Raw genomic sequence first — 18,685 nt, 5'->3', positions numbered from 1 at the left:
GCTCCCACAAGGATCTGTGGCGCTTACAAAACCCTGTGGGAGCTGGCTTGCCAGCGATGACGGTCTCAAGGCTGAACCACTGTAACTGACTGGCCCCAGCCCCAGACGTTCAAGGCGAATGCGTAATGTCGGCCATGTCATCCACCGCCAGCGCGCCGGTGTCCGCGGTTTCCAGCACGACATAAGCGCTGCTGCAGAACAGCGAATTGAGCCGTTTCATGTCGGCGATCAACTCCAGATGCAGCGAGCTGGTCTCCAGGCTCTGCACGATCTTGCGTTGCAAACGGCTGACATGTGCGTGGGCCAGACGCCGTTCCTGCGCACGAAAGCGGCGTTTCTCCCGTAACAACTGCCGCGCGCTTTCGCGGTCGCCACTGAGAAACACCGACAGGCCCAGGCGCAGGTTGGCGATCAGTTGCTGTTGCAGCCCGGCAAGATCTTCCAGGCCTTCTTCGGAAAACGAACGACGCTGCGAAGTCTTCTGCTGCTGGATCTTGCGCAGCATTCGCTCGATCAGGTCGGCGGCGAGCTTCAGGTTGATCGCCAGTTCGATGATCTCGGCCCAGCGCCGACTGTCCTGCTCGCCGAGATCCTCGCGGGGCATCTGCGCCAGATAAAGCTTGATCGCGCTGTACAGCGCTTCGACGTCATCGGTCAGGCGGCGCATCTCCAGGGTGACGGCGGTCTGCTTGCCGCGCAGCACGTCGAGGGAGGCGTCGAGCATGTTGTCGAGCAGATCGCCCATGCGCAGGGTTTCCCGCGCGGCATTGGCCAGCGCCAGGCTCGGCGTGACCAGCGCGGTCGGGTCGAGATGGCGCGGCTTGGCGGTGCCGTTGACCTCCGGCCGCTCTGGCAGCAGCCACGCACAAAGCCGCGCCATCGGCCCGACGCTGGGCAGCAGGATCAGGCAGCGCGCGGTGTTGTAGAGCAGGTGGAAGCCGATGACCATTTCCTGCGGGCTGAAATCAAGGCTGTCGATCCAGTGCACCAGCGGGTCGAGCACCGGGATGATCAGCAGCAGGCCGATCAGTTTGTACAACAGACTGCCCAGCGCAACCTGGCGGCCGGCGGCGTTCTGCATGCTGGTGCTCATGAAGGCAAGGATGCCGCTGCCGATGTTGGCGCCGATCACCAGACCGATCGCCACCGGCAAGCTGATCACCGCAGCACCGGCCAATGTAGCGGTGAGCAGCACGGCGGCGAGGCTGGAGTAGGAAATCATCGCGAACAGCGCGCCGACCAGGGCGTCGAGAAGAATGTCGCCGGTCAGCGAGGCAAAAATCACCTTCACCCCCTGCGCGTGAGTAATCGGCGCGGCGGCCTCGACGATTAATTGCAGGGCGAGAATGATCAGCCCGAGACCAATCGACACCCGGCCCATCTGCCCGAGCCGCGTCTGTTTGCGCGACAGAAAGAAAATCACCCCGAGGAAAATCAGCAGCGGCGACAGCCACGACAGATCGAGGGTCAGCACCCGCGCCATCAACGCGGTACCGACATCGGCGCCCAGCATGGTCGCCAGCGCCGGGGTCAGCGCCATCAGACCTTGCCCGACAAACGAAGTGACCAGCATCGCCGTGGCGTTGCTGCTCTGCACCATGGCGGTGACGAGAATACCGGCGATGAACGCCAGCCATTTCTTCGACATGTTCTGGCCGATGACATGTCGCAGATTGGTGCCATAAACCCGCAGGATGCCGGTTCGGACGATGTGCGTGCCCCAGATCAACAGGGCGACGGCGGACAACAGATTGAGCAGGGTGAGCATGCAGACCCCCTGTAGTAGCAGCGCCCCAGAGGGGCAAGTGGACGGCACCGCGCGGTTTCTACGTTTTTGATACTTAAGCTGTAGTTGGCTAACGGCCTCGGCGCCAGCATTGCACAGCTAAAGAGTGGATTGAAACAAAAGTGTCATCAAAACAAATGCATCCACTCACCGAATCCGACACGTTTCCCCTCTGTTGCCCAAAACAACTGTGGGAGCGAGCCTGCTCGCGAAAGCGGTGGGCCAGCCAACATTGTTGTCGACTTGCACTCCATCTTCGCGAGCAGGCTCGCTCCCACAGGGGTGTAGCGTGCTGCCGGGACTACCGGATTATTGGCCCGGAACATCCTTGCGCAGTTTCACCGGATCCTGTTGCTGTCTCTTCTTGGCCATCGCGCCGCGCAGTTTGATGTTGATAGCCTCAACCGCCAGCGAGAACGCCATGGCGAAGTAGACGTAGCCTTTTGGCACGTGCACGTCGAACGATTCGGCGATCAGCACGGTACCGACCACCAGCAGGAAGGACAGGGCGAGCATTTTCAGCGACGGGTGCTTGTCGATGAATTCGCTGATCTTGCCCGAGGCCAGCATCATCACCAGCACTGCCACGACGATCGCCGCGACCATGACCGGAACGTGGGAGACCATGCCGACGGCGGTGATCACCGAGTCCAGCGAGAAGACGATATCGATGATCGCGATCTGGATGATGGTGTACAGGAAGTTGCCGCCCTTGCCCGACGGCGCGTCGTCGCTTTCGTCTTCGCCTTCCAGCGCGTGGTACATCTCCTGCGAACTCTTCCACAACAGGAACAGGCCACCGAAGAACAGGATCAGGTCGCGCCCGGAAATGCCTTGGCCGAACACTTCGAAGAGGTCGGCGGTGAGGCGCATGACCCAGGTGATCGACAGCAGCAACAGGATCCGCGTGATCATGGCCAGGCCAAGACCGAAGATCCGCGTGCGCTGCTGCATGTGTTTGGGCATGCGGCTGACCAGGATCGAAATCATGATGATGTTATCGATACCGAGGACGATTTCCAGGGCGGTCAGGGTAAAGAAGGCAACCCAGATTTCGGGGTTGGTCAGCCAATCCATGTGTATTCCTTTGAGCAATTTGTTGAACCGAAAAAGGTCCGGGCTCCAAACCGCGAAGCCAGGACCCGTAACGGTGAGTCTTGGGCTTATAGAGTGCTGAACACCGGGAAAGTCCCCAACAGCAGTGCAGCAATCAGAATGCAGATGCACACCAGGATCGCCCATTTCAGGGTGAAACGCTGGTGATCACCGAAATCGATACCGGCCAGCGCCACCAACAAGTAGGTCGACGGCACCAACGGGCTCAGCAAGTGGACGGGCTGGCCGACGATCGAGGCACGGGCCATTTCCACCGCAGTGATCCCATAGTGGCTGGCCGCTTCGGCCAACACCGGCAACACGCCGTAGTAGAACGCGTCGTTGGACATGAAGAAGGTGAACGGCATGCTCACCAGTGCCGTGATCACCGCCAGGTACGGGCCGAGGAAGTCCGGAATCACCGCCAACAGGCTCTTCGACATCGCATCGACCATGCCGGTGCCCGACAGGATACCGGTGAAGATACCGGCCGCAAAGATCAGCCCGACCACTGCCAGCACGCTGCCGGAATGCGCGGCGACGCGATCCTTCTGCATTTGCAGGCAGGGGTAGTTGACGATCATCGCGATACTGAACGCCACCATGAACAGCACCGGCAGCGGCAACAGGCCGCCGATCAGTGTGCACATCAAGCCGAAAGTCAGTGCGGCGTTGAACCAGATCAGCTTCGGACGGCGTGCGTCAGGGAATTGCGAGACGCTGATTTCGCTGTGATCGATCTCGTCGCCAACCAGGTGCAGCTCGCCGAGGCGGGCACGCTCACGCTTGCCGTAGAAGTAGGCAATCAGCAGGATCGCGACGACACCAGCGGCCATGGCCGGGATCATCGGCACGAAAATGTCCGACGGGTCGACATGCAGGGCACTCGCGGCGCGGGCGGTCGGGCCGCCCCATGGGGTCATGTTCATCACGCCACCGGCGAGGATGATCAGACCGGCCATGATCCGCGGGCTCATGCCGATGCGGCTGTACAGCGGCAGCATCGCGGCCACACAGATCATGTAAGTGGTCGCGCCGTCACCATCGAGGGAAACGACGAGCGCCAGAACGGCGGTGCCGACCGAAACCTTCAGCGGGTCGCCCTTGACCAGTTTGAGAATCTTGCGCACGGCCGGGTCGAACAGGCCAGAGTCGATCATCAGGGCGAAATACAGAATGGCGAACATCAACATCACGCCGGTCGGCGCCAGTTTGGTGATGCCTTCGAGCATCATCGGGCCGATCTTCGGCGCGAAACCACCGAACAGCGCGAACAGAATCGGGATGATGATCAGGGCGATCAGCGCGGACAGGCGCTTGGTCATGATCAGGAACATGAACGTGATGACCATGGCGAAGCCAAGGAAAGTCAGCATGGGAATACTCCAGGCGTAGCGCGGCTAATGGAATGAGCGGATCGGGCGGGATCAGCGCAGAACGGGAGGCGCGAGGCGTACGGGCGGAGTGACCAGCAGGAAGCGGGAGAAACGGCGGGTTGCAGAAGACATCAGAATCACCATTGTTGTTGTTAATTGGGCCGGGCTTGTGGAAAAAACACAGGGCTTGGGCCAACCGGTCTGTTGCCGGGAGTGGGGCGATCCTAATCGGGGAAGCTTTCAGCTACCTTTCGCGAGCGAAAGCGATCAGTGAATGATCAACCGGCGGTCGGATGCAACGACAGCCAATGAATACGGGGTTGGTAGCGATGCGGATAAACGGACAGTCAGCGCTGGCTGGCAGTCTGGACATATCCGTTATCAGTTCAGCGTCAGCATCTGGTTAAAAAATCGACAGATTCAGCGGCCGTACCGCGCCCATCCAGATGGCGTGCTCGGTGTGGTCGAGCAAGTCATCACCGGTATCGGGGTGTAGGAACACCACCAGACCTTTGCGGTTGAGCGCCAGCCATGGCAGCACCTCGCCGATCAACTCGGGCCCGAAGGCCAATTGGCAGCTCCAGTCGGGGTGCGGCCCCACCGGTCGTTCGTGCACGCGGCCCATTTTCAGCGCAAACAACTGCGCGGCCTGTTCGCACAAGGCCCGCGCCTGGTCGATGGTTCGCGCGTCGAAATAGACATGGGCGTGATAGCCCTTGATCCCTTGCATCGTGTCGCCTCCCAATCGATTCGAACCCTTGGCTGTTTCCACCGTCACAGGTCATATAGGACAACTATAAGGAAAACAGCCATGAAAAATGCCGAGACCCCAGTGGTCAAAGTGGTGCTTTATGGTGCCATGGCCAGCTTGGGCGGTGCATTGATGGCTGAATTGCTCCGTCGCCAACACGAAGTCATCGCCATTCTCGACGATCTCACCGCACTCGCGCCGCGTCCGGGGTTGCGCACCAAGACCGGCGATCTGTTCGATGCCGAGCGGGTCAATCAGAGCGTTGCCGGCAGTTCGGCGGTGATCTGCCTGCTGGACGCTCCGGGGTTGCCGTTCAGCAGCGACCACGTTGAGCGCTCGGTGACGCTGGGGCCGGTGGAACAAGTGCTGGCAGTCGACGCCTTGGTCGAAGGTTTGCAACTGGCCAGCGTGCCGCGCCTGTTTCTGGTCGGTAACTTCGGTGTGCTCGACGAGCCAGAAAATGACGAGCGTCTGCAACGTCACGCTGCCGAAGAAATTCTCGAGGCGGTACAAAGCAGCTCACTGCGCTGGACCTTGGTCAATGCGCCCCATGGCGTGGCCGGGTTGACCATCGAGCACTTCAGTCAGGTCGGCGGCAATCTCGAACCGGGGCTGGCCGAACCGCTGGAGCGATTGAACCGTGTCGCGGTGGGCATCGCCGATGAACTGCGGTTGAACCTGCATGTGGGGCAGCATGTGAATTTTGTGGCGGCTTCTGATTCGTAAAAGATCGGACGATCTTTTGCTCTTCACATCGCAATCGAGGGCAGGGCCAGACCGTTAAGCGATTCGGCACTGCTGGCCTGTTCCGCCATTAACCAATCAACAAATTCCTGAATCAACGCACCCCGACGCTTGCGTTGCGGCAACACCACGTAATACCCCAGCCGCGACAGCGTGGTTTCCGCCAGCGGCCGGCACAGCAATCCCTGCAGCAGCAAGTTATCCACAAGGTGCCGCCAGCCAATCGCCACGCCTTGTCCGCCAATCGCCGCCTGAATCAGCAAGGTGTAATTGTCGAAGCGCAATTGCCCCGGCGCTGGCGGCGTAGTCAGGCCCAACTGACGAAACAAGCCACTCCAGTCGAACCAGTTGCTGCTGTTTTCCCCACGCAGATGCAACAGCGGAAATTCCAGCAGTGCCTGCGCGGGCAGCGGCAATGAACGCTCCTTGAGCAGCAGCGGACTGCACACCGGGAACACCTCTTCGCTGAACAGCCAGTGGCTCTCGCCCTGCTTGAATCGACCATCGCCAAACAGGATCGCCACGTCGATGTCGGTGCGCAGCATGTTGTGGTTGCGCTCGCTGGTGACCAGGCTGACATCGATGTGCGGATTGGCCTCGTGAAAGCGGTGCAGGCGCGGCATCAGCCAATAAGCGGCGAAAGCGAAATCCGTGGCCACTTGCAGCACTTCATGTTGCTGCTGAGTGCTGATTGCGCTCAATCCTGCGTCGATATTCTGCAAACCGAGGGTAACTTGCTCGAACAGCAGGGCACCAACCTCTGTCAACTCGATACCCCGGTAAATCCGGTCGAACAGGCGCGTACCGAGCTGCTGTTCCAGACGTTTCATTTGCTGGCTGATCGCCGGCTGCGTAGTGCCAAGCTCCACCGCAGCAGCGGTAAAACTGCGATGGCGGGCCGCCGCTTCAAAAGCGCGCAGCAGATCGAGGGAAAGGTCACCGAGGGCGTCATACATAAGCTGTACTTATCCTAGTCATTGTCGGGCGCGGGCTTTACCGGAACAGGCATGGAATCCATGCTCGATCGCAGCACTCTCGCATAAATATTCAACATGGAATGCCGCGATCACATGAAGCGCAAGAACATTCTTTTCATCATGGCCGATCAAATGGCCGCGCCAATGTTGCCGTTCTACGGCCCATCGCCGATCAAACTGCCGAATCTGTCCCGCCTCGCCGCCCAAGGCGTGGTGTTCGATGCTGCCTATTGCAACAGCCCGCTGTGCGCGCCGTCGCGCTTCACCCTGGTCAGTGGCCAGTTGCCGAGCAAGATCGGCGCCTACGACAACGCGGCCGATTTCCCCGCCGACATTCCAACTTACGCGCATTACCTGCGGCGTCTCGGCTACCGCACCGCGCTGTCGGGCAAGATGCATTTCTGCGGGCCGGACCAGTTGCACGGTTATGAAGAACGCCTGACCAGCGACATCTACCCGGCCGATTACGGCTGGGCGGTGAACTGGGACGAGCCGAACGTAAGGCCGAGCTGGTATCACAACATGTCTTCGGTATTGCAGGCCGGGCCGTGCGTGCGCACCAATCAGCTGGATTTCGACGAAGAGGTGGTGTTCAAGGCGCAGCAGTATCTGTTCGATCACATCCGCGAGGATGGCGACCAGCCATTCTGCCTGACCGTGTCGATGACCCACCCGCACGATCCGTACACGATTCCCAAGGCTTTCTGGGATCTGTATGACGATGCTGATATTCCGTTGCCTACAGCCTTGAACCAGGACGAACTCGATCCGCACTCGCAACGTCTGCTCAAGGTTTACGACCTGTGGGACAAGCCGCTGCCTGTGGATAAGATCCGCGATGCCCGTCGCGCCTACTTCGGCGCTTGCAGCTATATCGACGCCAATGTCGGCAAACTGCTGCAAACCCTTGAGGAAACCGGGCTGATCGATGACACCATCATCGTCTTCTCCGGTGACCATGGCGACATGCTCGGCGAGAAGGGCCTCTGGTACAAAATGCACTGGTTCGAGATGGCCGCGCGAGTGCCGCTGCTGATCAGCGCCCCGGGACAATTCGAGGCCGGCCGAGTCAGCGCCGCCGTATCCACCGCCGACCTGCTGCCGACCTTCGTGGATCTGGCCGGCGGCACGCTTGAGCCCGGCTTGCCACTGGACGGTCGTTCGTTGCTGCCGCACCTGCAAGGGCAGGGCGGGCATGACGAGGTGTTCGGCGAATACATGGCCGAAGGCACTGTCAGCCCGCTGATGATGATCCGCCGGGGCGCCTACAAATTTATCTACAGCGAAAGCGACCCGTGCCTACTCTTCGATGTGGATAACGATCCGCGCGAAGAAGAGGAACTGAGCCAATCGCCGCAACATCGTCAGCTGTTCGACGATTTTCTCGCTGAAGCGCGGGCCAAGTGGGACATTCCGGCGATCCATCGGGACGTACTGGCCAGCCAGCGCCGACGCCGTTTCGTCGCCGATGCGTTAACCATCGGCAAGCTGAAGAGCTGGGATCACCAGCCACTGGTCGATGCCAGTCAGCAGTACATGCGCAACCACATCGACCTTGATGATCTGGAGCGCAAGGCCCGTTATCCACAACCCTGCCAAAACCAATAACGTTAAGGGGAAGTCCATGCGCAAGTTATCCACAGCTGTCACTGTTGGCCTGATCGCATTGAGCAGCACCTCGGCCTTCGCCGAGCAAAGTTGCGAAACCGTGAAGATGGCCGATCCGGGCTGGAGCGACATCGCCGCGACCAATGCCATCACCGGATTTCTGCTCGACGGCATGGGCTACAAGGCCAAAGTCGACACCCTCGCGGTGCCGATCACCTTTGGCGGCTTGAAGGATGGCCAGGTGGACGTATTCCTCGGCAACTGGATGCCGGCGCAGCAGGGCTTCTATGACAAGTTCGTCGCTACCGGCGATGTGACGCAATTGGCCAAGAACCTCGAAGGCACCGAATTCACCCTCGCCGTCCCCGACTATGTCTGGGAGGCGGGTGTGCATGATTTTGCCGACTTGAACAAATTTGCCGACAAGTTCGACAAGAAGATCTACGGCATCGGATCAGGCGCGCCGGCGAACATTTCGTTGCAGGAGATCATCAAGAAGAATGACTTCGACATGGGCCAGTGGAAGCTGATCGAGTCCAGCGAACAGGCGATGCTCGCCGAAGTGTCGCGGGCGGTGAAGAAACAGAAATTCGTCACCTTTCTCGGCTGGACCCCGCACCCGATGAACGTGCAGCTGAAAATGCGTTACCTCAAGGGCGGCGAAAAATACTTCGGCGACACTGGCAACGTTTTCACCCTGACCCGCAAGGGCTACGCCGAGGCCTGCCCGAATGTGGGCAAGTTGCTGACCAATCTGTCGTTCACTCAGGACATGGAGAACAGCATCATGGCCGAGGTGGTGAACAAGAAGATCAGCAATGCCGAGGCAGCGAAAGCGTGGATCAAGGCCAATCCGGCGGTGCTGGACAAGTGGCTGGATGGGGTGGAGACCGTGGATGGCAAGGATGCGTTGGTGGCGGTGAAGGCCAAGCTTTGATCTCAGGGTTGCTGGAATAGCGTTCGGCTGGAGATTTTTGCCCCCTCACCCCAGCCCTCTCCCCCAAGGGGGCGAGGGGGAAAGGGAGCCGATCGCTGTTGAATCAAGACCTGCGTTCAACGCCGAAATCGCAGGTCGGTGAATCTTCAACAAACAGCTCGGTCAGTCCCCTCTCCCTCAGGGAGAGGGCTAGGGTGAGGGCTTTTACACCTGACACCCTGATAACCTTGAACAAAACCCCAACCGCGAGGACCCATGGCCTTACCCAGCCGCCATTCACTTTTTCCTTTCCTGAGCTGGTTGCCACGGCAAACCCGCGCCAGCGTCGGGCGGGACCTGATCGTCGGCCTCAGCGGTGCGATTCTCGCCTTACCCCAGTCGATTGCCTACGCACTGATCGCCGGGCTGCCACCGGAATACGGGCTGTACGCCGCAATCATTCCGGTATTGATCGCCTGCCTGTGGGGTTCCTCATGGCATTTGATCTGCGGCCCGACAGCGGCGATTTCCATCGTGCTGTACGCCAGCGTCAGCCCGCTCGCGGTGCCGGCTTCCGAGGACTACATCACTCTGATCCTGCTGCTGACGTTCCTCGCCGGGATTTTCCAATGGTTGCTCGGCTTGCTGCGCTTCGGCGCGCTGGTGAATTTCGTTTCGCATTCGGTAGTGCTCGGCTTCACCCTCGGTGCCGCCGTGGTGATCGCCATCGGGCAATTGCCCAATCTGCTCGGGCTGGAGTTGCCGGCCAACACCACCGCGCTCGCCAGCCTGATGGATCTGCTACGACATCTGGGGGCTGTGGATAAGCCCTCGCTGATGCTCGGCGTTGCTACAGTGATCGTCGGCGTGGCCCTGAAAAAACTCTTGCCGCGCTGGCCGACGCTGTTGCTCACACTGGTGCTGGCCAGTCTGCTGGTGTGGATCTGGCCAGGAATGTTCGGTCATGTGCATCTGGTCAGCGCTTTCGTCGGACGCCTGCCGCCGCTGAGCGCCTTGACGCTGGATCTGGAGGTGATCCTGCGCCTGCTGCCAAGCGCCGTGGCGGTGGGCATGCTCGGGCTGGTCACCAGTCTGTCGATCGCCCGTTCGATATCGGCGCGCTCGCAACAGTTGCTCGACGCCAATCAGGAAGTCCGCGCACAGGGTCTGTCGAACATTGTCGGTGCGTTCTTTTCCGGGTCGCTGTCAGCCGGATCGTTTACCCGCTCAGGTCTGAGTTACGAGGCGGGTGCCTGCTCGCCACTGGCCGGAGTGTTTTCGGCGCTCTGGGTGGCGCTGTTCGCGGTGTTCGGCGCCGGGCTGATCGCGCACATTCCGATCCCGGCCATGGCCGGCAGCATCCTGTTGATCGCTTGGGGTCTGGTCGATCACCGGGGCATTCGCGCTTTGCTGCGAGTCAGCCGTGCCGAGTTCGTGGTGATGGCCCTGACCTGTCTCGCGACCTTGCTGCTGGAATTGCAGACGGCGATTTACGCCGGGGTGCTGGCGTCGTTGTTCTTTTACCTCAAGCGCACCTCGCAACCACGGGTGCAGCATTGGCGCGACGGTGACGACGATGTGCTGCGTGTGGGCGGTTCGATCTTTTTCGGCGCCAGCCATTACCTGCAAGTACGCCTGCAACGCCTGCATGGCGCGCGGGTGGTAATCGAGGCACAGCAGATCAACTTCATCGATTATTCAGGGGTAGAGATGCTGCACCAGGAAGCGCGACGGCTGCTGGGCCAGGGTCGCAGCCTGACCTTGCGCCGGGCGCGGCCGCCAGTGGTGGAGGAACTGCGCAAACTGGAGGGGGCGGAGAAGTGCCCGATCAGGTTTGAGGATTGAGCTGACATTGGTGGTGATGCGATTCGCGAGCAGGCTCGCTCCCACATTGATCGTATTTCAATGTGGGAGCAGAGCTTAAAGGGCCAGCTGGCGGCGCAGCTCGGCGAGTACCGACGCAGTATCCGGGCGCACTCCGCGCCACAGCCAGAATGCCTCGGCCGCCTGCTCGGCGAGCATGCCCAGACCATCCATCGCCAGCGCCGCGCCGTGCTCAGTGGCCCAGCGGCAGAACGCGGTCGGTTCCTTGCCGTACATCATGTCGTAGCACAGGGTCTGGCCCGGCTCGATCAGGCTTGGCGCGATCGGTGGCACATCACCGGTCAGGCTCGCGGAGGTGGCGTTGATGATCACGTCCACCGGTTCGCGCAGCCAGTCGAAACCACTGGCCGACACCGGCCCGAGATCGCCGAACAACTCCGCCAGCAGCTCAGCCTTGTCCACCGTGCGATTGGCGATGATCACCGAGGCCGGTTTCTCTGCCAGCAACGGCTCCAGCGCACCGCGCACCGCGCCGCCGGCGCCGAGCAAAAGGATGCGCTTGCCGGTCAGGCTGAACCCGGCATTCACCGTCAGATCACGGACCAGGCCGGCGCCATCGGTGTTGTCGCCGAGCAGTGAACCGTCGTCCAGTTTGCTCAAGGTGTTCACCGCACCGGCGCGCTGCGCGCGGGCGGTCAGGCTGTTGGCCAGCCGGTAAGCGTCTTCCTTGAACGGCACTGTCACGTTGGCGCCGCGGCCTTCGCGAAAGAATGCCGTGGCGCAGCCGGTAAAATCATCCAGCGGCGCCAGCAGCGTGCTGTAATCGAGGCGCTGGCCGGTCTGTTCGGCGAACAACTGGTGAATCATCGGCGACTTGCTGTGGCCGATCGGATTACCGAAAACAACGTAACGATCCATCACCCGTCCTCAGGCCTCGGCCAGCCAGTCACGATCCTGCAGGAAATACTCGGTCAGACGCGCTTCTGCGCTGCCAGGTTCGGCCTTCCAGTCATAGCCCCAGCGCACTTGCGGTGGCAGCGACATCAGAATCGATTCGGTACGGCCACCCGACTGCAAGCCGAACAGCGTGCCACGGTCGTAAACCAGGTTGAATTCGACGTAGCGGCCACGACGGAATTCCTGGAATTCGCGCTGCTGAGCAGTGAAGGCGTCGTTCTTGCGCCGCTGCACGATCGGCAGGTAGGCCTCAATGTAGGCATCGCCGATGGCGCGCATGAAGGCGAAGCTGGTGTCGAAATCCCACTCGTTCAGATCGTCGAAGAACAGACCGCCAATGCCGCGCGGCTCATGACGATGCTTGATATGGAAATAGGTGTCGCACCAGGCCTTGTAACGCGGATAGACGTCCGCACCAAACGGCGCACAGGCTTGCTCGGCGACGCGGTGCCAATGAATGCAGTCTTCTTCAACGCCGTAGTACGGGGTCAGGTCGAAACCGCCGCCGAACCACCAGACCGGTTCTTCGCCTTCTTTTTCAGCAATGAAAAAACGCACGTTGGCGTGGGAGGTCGGCACATGCGGGTTGTGCGGGTGAATGACCAGCGACACGCCGAGCGCCTCGAAACCACGCCCGGCCAGTTCCGGCCGATGGGCGCTGGCCGACGGCGGCAGCCCGCTGCCGAACACGTGGGAAAAATTGACGCCGCCCTTTTCGATCAGCGTGCCATTTTCCAGCACGCGGGTGCGCCCGCCACCGCCCGCCGGCCGGGTCCAGGCGTCTTCGACGAAGCATTTGCCGCCGTCTTCGGTTTCCAGTGCAGCGCAGATGCGGTCTTGCAGATCGAGCAGATAGGCCTTTACGGCGTCGGTGCGGGTCGTCATGGCTTCACCTTGAATCGGGCGGCGCCCCGGCAGGCGGGCGGCGCAAATGGGCGCGTAGCATACCATCGCAGACCGGCGCGCCGCAGTTGACGAAGATCAAGCAGGGGAGTTGGATAGAGGGCTTAGCAACGACCCAAGGAGAGCAGGCAGATGGCAAAGCGTATCCAGTTCCGCGCCCACGGCGGTCCCGAAGTGCTCGAATATGTTGACTACGAACCCGCTGCACCCGGGCCGAATCAGGTGCGCGTGGCCAATCAGGCGATCGGCCTGAACTTCATCGACACCTATTACCGCAGCGGCCTCTATGCGCCACCCGCGTTGCCGTCCGGCCTGGGATCGGAAGGCGCCGGCACGGTCGAAGCGGTGGGCTGCGACGTTACCCGGTTCAAGGTCGGCGATCGCGTGGCATACGGCAGCGGCCCGCTCGGCGCCTACAGCCAGCTGCATGTGCTGCCGCAGGACAATCTGGTGCACCTGCCCGATGAAATCAGTTTCGAAACTGCCGCCGGCGTCATGCTCAAGGGCCTGACCGTGCAATACCTGCTGCGCCAGACCTACCAACTGCAGGGCGGCGAAACCATTCTGTTCCACGCCGCAGCCGGTGGCGTCGGCTCGCTGGCCTGCCAATGGGCCAAAGCGCTGGGCGTGAAGCTGATCGGCACCGTCAGCTCGAAGGAGAAAGCCGAGCTGGCCAAAGCCAACGGCGCCTGGGCCACCATCGACTACAGCCATGAAAACGTTGCCGAGCGCGTGCTGGCACTGACTGACGGCAAGAAAGTCCCGGTGGTGTATGACGGCGTCGGCAAGGACACTTGGCTCACGTCTCTGGACAGCGTCGCACCACGTGGCCTGGTGGTGAGTTTCGGCAATGCTTCCGGCGCGGTCGACGGCGTCAATCTGGGCATTCTCGCCGCAAAGGGTTCGCTCTACGTCACCCGGCCTACGCTGGCGACCTACGCCAACAACGCCGAGAACCTGCAGCGCATGGCCGACGAGCTGTTCGAGATGATCATCAGTGGCAAACTGAAGGTCGACATCAGCCAGCGCCATGCACTGGCGGATGCGGCGAAAGCACAAACTGAACTGTCGGCACGGCGCACGACCGGTTCCACGATTCTGCTGCCATAACGCTTCAAGTTGATACTCGGTGAACTCTTCCATGAGTTCGCCGAGTATCTTGCGGCTATATCAAGTACATCTTGCGGTGAAGTTTCTTCGCCGCTGGTCTACGACCGGCGAACTTCCTGCGCAACTTCTTCGATTCATATACGAGCCATTTCTCAGCCCACTCTTCAATCACTGGCGGATCAATACTGACGGTTAAAAACATCACGATACTCCGGCTGATGCGCGTTCATGTTCACAGGCTGATCCAGGGCCATCAGGATTTGTCGCCACTCGGCAGACAACAGCCAATAATCGCCACGGGCACGTTGCTCGATATGCATTGCCTGCGAAGCGATCGGTGTCAGGCCGAAGCGCTGATACATTTGCCGCTGTGGCGATCTGCACAAGGCCGTGACTCCCTGATATCCGCGATCAATCGCCCATTCCGCAGCGGTGGCAAGCAGACCATTGACCGACACCGGCCGGTGCTGCTGGGAATGGGTGATCAGACGGCTGAACTCGACGTGGCGCGCCAATGCCACAGTGGGAGACACATGATGCTGCGCCAGTGAAGCCCATTCGAAGGGCGCCGGAGTTGCCCGCAGCACCGCAATAAGCTGATCACGCTGATACAACAGAAAGTGCGTGCTGCGTGAGGTGATCGCCAGTCGAGTTTCCAGCGCCCGGGCTCTGGAGGTGAGCATGTAATGCTGCAATCGCAGGCGAAACTGTCGATTGATGAAGCGTTCAAATTCCCCGGCATCCGATCCTGCCTCGACAATGGCCACACGATAGTCGGCCTGTTGATTCTTGAGTGTCTCCTGAAAGCCCTGCAGATAATCCTTGAGGTGTAAATCGGTAATATCCATTACTTCTCCGCAGCCATTAATATTTCGAAGTTGCTTCAAGCACATTGAAAGAATGGATGCTTTTGGAAATCTCGCCACTGCACGCGTTCTGATAATCACGTGGGAAAACTTACAGATATTTCAGACTCAAAGATTCGTCTGACGCATGAAAGAACAATGGCAACGGACAAGTTTTAATAAATGCGGGAATAAACTGCGGGCATGCGCAGAACTCCTCGTCGATGGCGCCGAGGAGTCCGCAAAAATAAAAAGAATGGCGTCAGTCAGGACGAACGACGTTACCGGTGGCCAGGTCGCGGATCACGCTGGGATTCTTGCGCCCGCCAAGGCTGCCGCCCAGCACCAGATCGACCTGACCACGGAAATACTGCTCGATGCGCAAACGCGTGCGCGCCGGCGGTCGCCCCTGTGGGTTGGCCGATGTGGAAATCAATGGCCCGACCAGCGAGCACAGGTCGCGCACCTGCGGGTGATCGCTGACCCGCAGCGCCACGGTGTCATGCACGCCTGTGACCCATTCCGGCAACAGGTTCTGATGCGGCACCAGCCAGGTGTTCGGCCCCGGCCAGGTACTGGCCATGCGGTCGATCCAGTCCTGGGGGAAGTCCTCGAAGAGGAAATCGAACTGGCGGATGTTGTCGGCGACCAGGATCAGCCCTTTGCTCACCGAGCGATTCTTGATCGCCAGCAAGCGGTCCACCGCGTCTTCATTCCACGGGTCGCAACCCAGCCCCCAGACGGCTTCGGTTGGATAGGCAATCACCGCGCCGGCGCGAACTTCACGCGCGGCTTGTTGCACACGCCAACTGTTGACCATGAAAAAACTCTCCCACAAACAGGTTTCGCGCAGTTTACCGATCTTCCTCGTAAAACCTAGCTCGACCGCGCCAGCCAGCGACCGTTTTCGCATACCGCACGGCCTTCGATTTCCAGCTCGGTCAACGTTGCCAGCACCTTCGGCAACGCCCAGCCACAACTCGCGGCCAAGGCCTCGCTGGTGTGCGGCGCCGCGTGCAGCAGCGCCAGCAACGGGTGATCGGCCTGCACCGCCGCTGTGGATAGCAACGGCTGCTGCCAGCCGCGCAGGGCTTCGAGGATATGTTCGATAGTCTCCACCAGCACCGCCCCGTCGCGAATCAATTGGTGACAACCGCGCGCGCCGGGGTGATGGATCGAGCCCGGAATGGCATAAACCTCGCGACCCTGTTCGGCTGCCAGCCGCGCGGTGATCAACGAACCGCTGGCAACACTGGCCTCGACCACCAGCACGCCGAGGGACAACCCGCTGATGATGCGGTTGCGCCGGGGGAAGTTGCTCGGGCTCGGCCCGGCGTCCAACGGAAACTCCGAGAGCACCGCGCTGCCCGAGCCAATCATCGCCTCGGCCAGGCGTTTATTGCGTTGTGGATAAAAATTTTCCAGCCCCGTGCCGAGCACACCCACGGTCAAGCCGCCAACATCCAGAGCAGCCTGATGGGCAGCGGCATCGATGCCCAGCGCCAGACCACTGTTGATGACAAAACCGGCCCCGGCCAGACTGCGGGAAAACGCCGCCGCCGTATCCATGCCCGGGCGCGAAGCGCGGCGGCTGCCGACCATCGCCAGTTGCGGTTTTTCCAGAATCGACGGATCGCCCGCGACGAATAACAGCGGCGGCGGATCGGCAATTTGCGCCAGCAACGCTGGGTAATCCGCTTGATCCCACATCAGCAAATGTTGATCGGGACGCTCTAGCCAGCGCATTGCGTGGCTGGCGCCGTCGCGCACCGCTGGACAACGCCGTGCTTCGGCGCAGGCCGCCGGCAACCCCAGTGAGCGCCAGGCACTGGCCGGCGCGCTGAGGGCTTTCGACGCCGAGCCGAAGGCTTCGAGCAATTTGGCAAAACGCTTGGGGCCGATATCCGGCATGCGGTGCAGGCGCAGACGCGCTTCCAGTTCCGCCGGGGAAATGGCCGTACTGACAGACAACATGAATGGATCATCCTTGATCGTTCTATGCTCCGAACCATTCGGAACAAGCTGTGGATAACTCTGTTGGTAACTTGTTAAGCACGCTTACGGATTTCGCACCTTGTCGAGCACCGCCAGCGAGCGTGAAGCATTGAGGACCAGGCCGTAACTGAGTTTGTCGTAGGTGCGGAACACCATCAGCAGGCCGGCGCGTTCATCGGGAATTTTCAGCGGCTGGCCGGTGATCCGATCACGCACCGTTTCGCCGGTTTTCATCACCGCCAGAACATTGCCTTCGGCCAGACCGTCACGTTTGCCTTTATTCAGGGTAACCACGTCCATCACACCGATCTGCGTGACGCCACGTGGCACGTCGATGATCAGCCCGTCGATGGAACGCTTCGGCGCGCTGGGCATGAAAGTCGAATTGATCGAACGTTCTTCACCGCCGAACAAGCGGTCACCGAGGCGTACTTCCTGGGTGGTGCGTTGCAGGGCGAGGGTGGCGACGTCGCCTTCGGTGGCAACAACCTCGCCGCCGCCGATATCGTCGGCGTTGATGCCGAGGAATTCCTTGGTCTGCGGGTCGGTGTAGACCTTGCCCTGGCGGAAGATGCCGTACACCGGCTGCTCCGGATCGAAATGGCCACGGGCGAAGATGCGATCGCCTGTACCGCTGAGCACCCGTTCGGCATCGCCGGCGACGATGTACGGCGCCTTGTCGAAGTCTTCGGCCTTGTCGACGATACGGTTGCTCAGCAGAAAGCTGTTGATCGATTTCAGCGGAATGCTCGGAATTGCCTCGGCCACCGGGCTGGTGCGAATCCGTGGCGAGAGTTTGATGGTGCCGCGCGACTCGCCACGATGGACGGTCAGTTGCGGCTGGCCGTTGACGTAGCTGAGGGTCAGTGTGTCGCCGGGATAGATCAGGTTGGGGTTTTCGATCTGCGGATTGGCCCGCCACAGTTGTGGCCACTGCCAGGGCTCGCGCAGGTATTTGCCGGAGATATCCCAGAGCGTGTCCCCGGAAACCACCGTGTATTGCTGTGGAAAACCATCCCTGAGTTGCACTTGCCCTTGCGCGGCGCCGGCCGAAGCCAGAAGCAGCAGGGCGAGTAGTGTTTTCCTCATGCAGTGAATCCCTTTATCATGTGCACTCGCGTGAATCGTCAGAGCCCCCGTGGCTCACTTCTGTATTTCAGAAGCTACGCTTCACAACGGTAGCCTGCATCTTCGGACCCGCCAGGCCATCGACCCGACTTTACTCAACGTGTGCAGCAATCGAAGCCTATGGCCATTTTAAACATCCTCGAATTTCCGGACCCGCGTCTGCGCACTATCGCCAAACCAGTGGCTGTAGTGGACGACGAAGTGCGTCAGTTGGTCGACGACATGTTTGAAACAATGTATGAAGCGCCGGGCATCGGCCTCGCCGCGACCCAGGTCAACGTGCACAAACGTATCGTCGTGATGGACCTGTCCGAAGACCGTACCGAGCCACGGGTGTTCATCAACCCCGAGTTCGAACCGCTGACCGACGAGATGGATCAGTACCAGGAAGGCTGCCTCTCGGTACCGGGCTTCTACGAAAACGTCGACCGCCCGCAGAAGGTCAAAATCAAGGCGCTGGACCGCGACGGCAAGCCCTATGAGCTGATTGCCGAAGGTCTGCTCGCGGTGTGCATCCAGCACGAATGCGACCACCTCAACGGCAAATTGTTCGTCGATTACCTGTCCACGCTCAAACGCGACCGGATCAAGAAGAAGCTGGAAAAGCTGCACCGCCAGAACGCTTGATGCCCCTCTTCAAAGGCTTGCTGCGGCAAGCCTTTTTCTTTTT

General features: G+C 60.5%; 17 protein-coding genes. 6 read left to right on the top strand and 11 right to left on the bottom strand.

Annotated elements, in window-relative coordinates; all coding sequences use genetic code 11:
- Window positions 1–109 precede the first annotated feature (109 nt).
- The 4 genes from HU724_RS01165 to HU724_RS01150 form a co-directional block, all read right to left on the bottom strand.
- The gene (locus HU724_RS01165; RefSeq protein ID WP_186568670.1) at window positions 110–1,768 is read right to left on the bottom strand and encodes a Na/Pi cotransporter family protein; all 1,659 of its coding nucleotides are present in this window, start codon (window positions 1,766–1,768) and stop codon (window positions 110–112) included.
- Window positions 1,769–2,095: 327 nt separating this feature from the next.
- Window positions 2,096–2,863, bottom strand: coding sequence for a TerC family protein (locus tag HU724_RS01160; protein WP_071173939.1), 768 nt, complete (start codon window positions 2,861–2,863; stop codon window positions 2,096–2,098).
- An 86-nt stretch (window positions 2,864–2,949) separates the two neighbouring features.
- Complete coding sequence (locus HU724_RS01155) at window positions 2,950–4,257, bottom strand: CitMHS family transporter (protein ID WP_039757164.1); 1,308 nt, start codon at window positions 4,255–4,257, stop codon at window positions 2,950–2,952.
- Window positions 4,258–4,660: 403 nt separating this feature from the next.
- A complete protein-coding gene (locus HU724_RS01150) occupies window positions 4,661–4,987 on the bottom strand; it encodes a DOPA 4,5-dioxygenase family protein (RefSeq protein WP_186568672.1) in 327 nt (108 codons plus the stop codon).
- Between the two features lie 81 nt (window positions 4,988–5,068).
- Here HU724_RS01150 and HU724_RS01145 point away from each other — a divergent pair, with 81 nt between their 5' ends.
- Window positions 5,069–5,734 (top strand): NAD(P)-dependent oxidoreductase, encoded by a 666-nt coding sequence (locus HU724_RS01145; protein ID WP_016772367.1) that lies wholly within the window; start codon window positions 5,069–5,071, stop codon window positions 5,732–5,734.
- A gap of 23 nt (window positions 5,735–5,757) precedes the next feature.
- Here HU724_RS01145 and HU724_RS01140 read toward each other — a convergent pair whose 3' ends face one another.
- Window positions 5,758–6,708, bottom strand: a complete 951-nt coding sequence (locus HU724_RS01140) for a choline sulfate utilization transcriptional regulator (protein WP_186568673.1) — start codon at window positions 6,706–6,708, stop codon at window positions 5,758–5,760.
- Between the two features lie 114 nt (window positions 6,709–6,822).
- Here HU724_RS01140 and betC point away from each other — a divergent pair, with 114 nt between their 5' ends.
- From betC to HU724_RS01125, 3 genes are all read left to right on the top strand, one after another.
- Window positions 6,823–8,337, top strand: coding sequence for a choline-sulfatase (betC, locus tag HU724_RS01135; RefSeq protein WP_186568675.1), 1,515 nt, complete (start codon window positions 6,823–6,825; stop codon window positions 8,335–8,337).
- A gap of 16 nt (window positions 8,338–8,353) precedes the next feature.
- Window positions 8,354–9,274, top strand: coding sequence for a choline ABC transporter substrate-binding protein (gene choX / locus HU724_RS01130; RefSeq protein ID WP_186568677.1), 921 nt, complete (start codon window positions 8,354–8,356; stop codon window positions 9,272–9,274).
- Window positions 9,275–9,529: 255 nt separating this feature from the next.
- Entirely contained in the window at window positions 9,530–11,098 is a 1,569-nt protein-coding gene (locus tag HU724_RS01125; protein ID WP_186568679.1) for a SulP family inorganic anion transporter, read from the top strand.
- Window positions 11,099–11,173: 75 nt separating this feature from the next.
- Here HU724_RS01125 and aroE read toward each other — a convergent pair whose 3' ends face one another.
- Together aroE and hemF are read right to left on the bottom strand one after the other, a co-directional pair.
- On the bottom strand, window positions 11,174–11,995 hold the full coding sequence (gene aroE / locus HU724_RS01120; protein ID WP_186568681.1) for a shikimate dehydrogenase: 822 nt from the start codon (window positions 11,993–11,995) through the stop codon (window positions 11,174–11,176).
- 9 nt (window positions 11,996–12,004) lie between these two features.
- Entirely contained in the window at window positions 12,005–12,919 is a 915-nt protein-coding gene (hemF, locus tag HU724_RS01115) for an oxygen-dependent coproporphyrinogen oxidase (protein ID WP_071173933.1), read from the bottom strand.
- Between the two features lie 150 nt (window positions 12,920–13,069).
- Here hemF and HU724_RS01110 point away from each other — a divergent pair, with 150 nt between their 5' ends.
- The gene (locus HU724_RS01110; protein WP_186568683.1) at window positions 13,070–14,047 is read left to right on the top strand and encodes a quinone oxidoreductase family protein; all 978 of its coding nucleotides are present in this window, start codon (window positions 13,070–13,072) and stop codon (window positions 14,045–14,047) included.
- A gap of 179 nt (window positions 14,048–14,226) precedes the next feature.
- On the opposite strand, the gene HU724_RS01105 is transcribed toward HU724_RS01110, so the two are convergent.
- The 4 genes from HU724_RS01105 to HU724_RS01090 all read right to left on the bottom strand — a co-directional run bounded on the left by HU724_RS01105 (window position 14,227) and on the right by HU724_RS01090 (window position 17,976).
- Window positions 14,227–14,895: a hypothetical protein gene (locus tag HU724_RS01105; protein ID WP_125927328.1), complete on the bottom strand. Its 669-nt coding sequence runs from the start codon at window positions 14,893–14,895 to the stop codon at window positions 14,227–14,229.
- Window positions 14,896–15,154: 259 nt separating this feature from the next.
- Entirely contained in the window at window positions 15,155–15,712 is a 558-nt protein-coding gene (tsaC, locus tag HU724_RS01100; protein WP_039757175.1) for an L-threonylcarbamoyladenylate synthase type 1 TsaC, read from the bottom strand.
- A gap of 56 nt (window positions 15,713–15,768) precedes the next feature.
- The gene (dprA, locus tag HU724_RS01095) at window positions 15,769–16,866 is read right to left on the bottom strand and encodes a DNA-processing protein DprA (RefSeq protein ID WP_130888792.1); all 1,098 of its coding nucleotides are present in this window, start codon (window positions 16,864–16,866) and stop codon (window positions 15,769–15,771) included.
- An 84-nt stretch (window positions 16,867–16,950) separates the two neighbouring features.
- A complete protein-coding gene (locus HU724_RS01090) occupies window positions 16,951–17,976 on the bottom strand; it encodes a LysM peptidoglycan-binding domain-containing protein (RefSeq protein ID WP_071173929.1) in 1,026 nt (341 codons plus the stop codon).
- 159 nt (window positions 17,977–18,135) lie between these two features.
- Between HU724_RS01090 and def the strand changes: the two genes are divergently transcribed.
- A complete protein-coding gene (gene def / locus HU724_RS01085; protein WP_016772378.1) occupies window positions 18,136–18,642 on the top strand; it encodes a peptide deformylase in 507 nt (168 codons plus the stop codon).
- Window positions 18,643–18,685 lie beyond the last annotated feature (43 nt).

This window comes from Pseudomonas iranensis, assembly GCF_014268585.2.
Classification (GTDB): domain Bacteria; phylum Pseudomonadota; class Gammaproteobacteria; order Pseudomonadales; family Pseudomonadaceae; genus Aquipseudomonas; species Aquipseudomonas iranensis.
The sequence above is the reverse complement of the archived record's forward strand: the minus strand, read 5'-3'. Positions and strand labels throughout refer to the sequence as shown.

Excerpts from the sequence above, each read along its gene's own strand:
- HU724_RS01165 (WP_186568670.1), bottom strand. The coding sequence starts at position 1,768 with ATGCTCACCCTGCTCAATCTGTTGTCCGCCGTCGCCCTGTTGATCTGG.
- HU724_RS01160 (WP_071173939.1), bottom strand. The coding sequence starts at position 2,863 with ATGGATTGGCTGACCAACCCCGAAATCTGGGTTGCCTTCTTTACCCTG.
- HU724_RS01155 (WP_039757164.1), bottom strand. The coding sequence starts at position 4,257 with ATGCTGACTTTCCTTGGCTTCGCCATGGTCATCACGTTCATGTTCCTG.
- HU724_RS01150 (WP_186568672.1), bottom strand. The coding sequence starts at position 4,987 with ATGCAAGGGATCAAGGGCTATCACGCCCATGTCTATTTCGACGCGCGA.
- HU724_RS01145 (WP_016772367.1), top strand. The coding sequence starts at position 5,069 with ATGAAAAATGCCGAGACCCCAGTGGTCAAAGTGGTGCTTTATGGTGCC.
- HU724_RS01140 (WP_186568673.1), bottom strand. The coding sequence starts at position 6,708 with ATGTATGACGCCCTCGGTGACCTTTCCCTCGATCTGCTGCGCGCTTTT.
- betC (WP_186568675.1), top strand. The coding sequence starts at position 6,823 with ATGAAGCGCAAGAACATTCTTTTCATCATGGCCGATCAAATGGCCGCG.
- choX (WP_186568677.1), top strand. The coding sequence starts at position 8,354 with ATGCGCAAGTTATCCACAGCTGTCACTGTTGGCCTGATCGCATTGAGC.
- HU724_RS01125 (WP_186568679.1), top strand. The coding sequence starts at position 9,530 with ATGGCCTTACCCAGCCGCCATTCACTTTTTCCTTTCCTGAGCTGGTTG.
- aroE (WP_186568681.1), bottom strand. The coding sequence starts at position 11,995 with ATGGATCGTTACGTTGTTTTCGGTAATCCGATCGGCCACAGCAAGTCG.
- hemF (WP_071173933.1), bottom strand. The coding sequence starts at position 12,919 with ATGACGACCCGCACCGACGCCGTAAAGGCCTATCTGCTCGATCTGCAA.
- HU724_RS01110 (WP_186568683.1), top strand. The coding sequence starts at position 13,070 with ATGGCAAAGCGTATCCAGTTCCGCGCCCACGGCGGTCCCGAAGTGCTC.
- HU724_RS01105 (WP_125927328.1), bottom strand. The coding sequence starts at position 14,895 with ATGGATATTACCGATTTACACCTCAAGGATTATCTGCAGGGCTTTCAG.
- tsaC (WP_039757175.1), bottom strand. The coding sequence starts at position 15,712 with ATGGTCAACAGTTGGCGTGTGCAACAAGCCGCGCGTGAAGTTCGCGCC.
- dprA (WP_130888792.1), bottom strand. The coding sequence starts at position 16,866 with ATGTTGTCTGTCAGTACGGCCATTTCCCCGGCGGAACTGGAAGCGCGT.
- HU724_RS01090 (WP_071173929.1), bottom strand. The coding sequence starts at position 17,976 with ATGAGGAAAACACTACTCGCCCTGCTGCTTCTGGCTTCGGCCGGCGCC.
- def (WP_016772378.1), top strand. The coding sequence starts at position 18,136 with ATGGCCATTTTAAACATCCTCGAATTTCCGGACCCGCGTCTGCGCACT.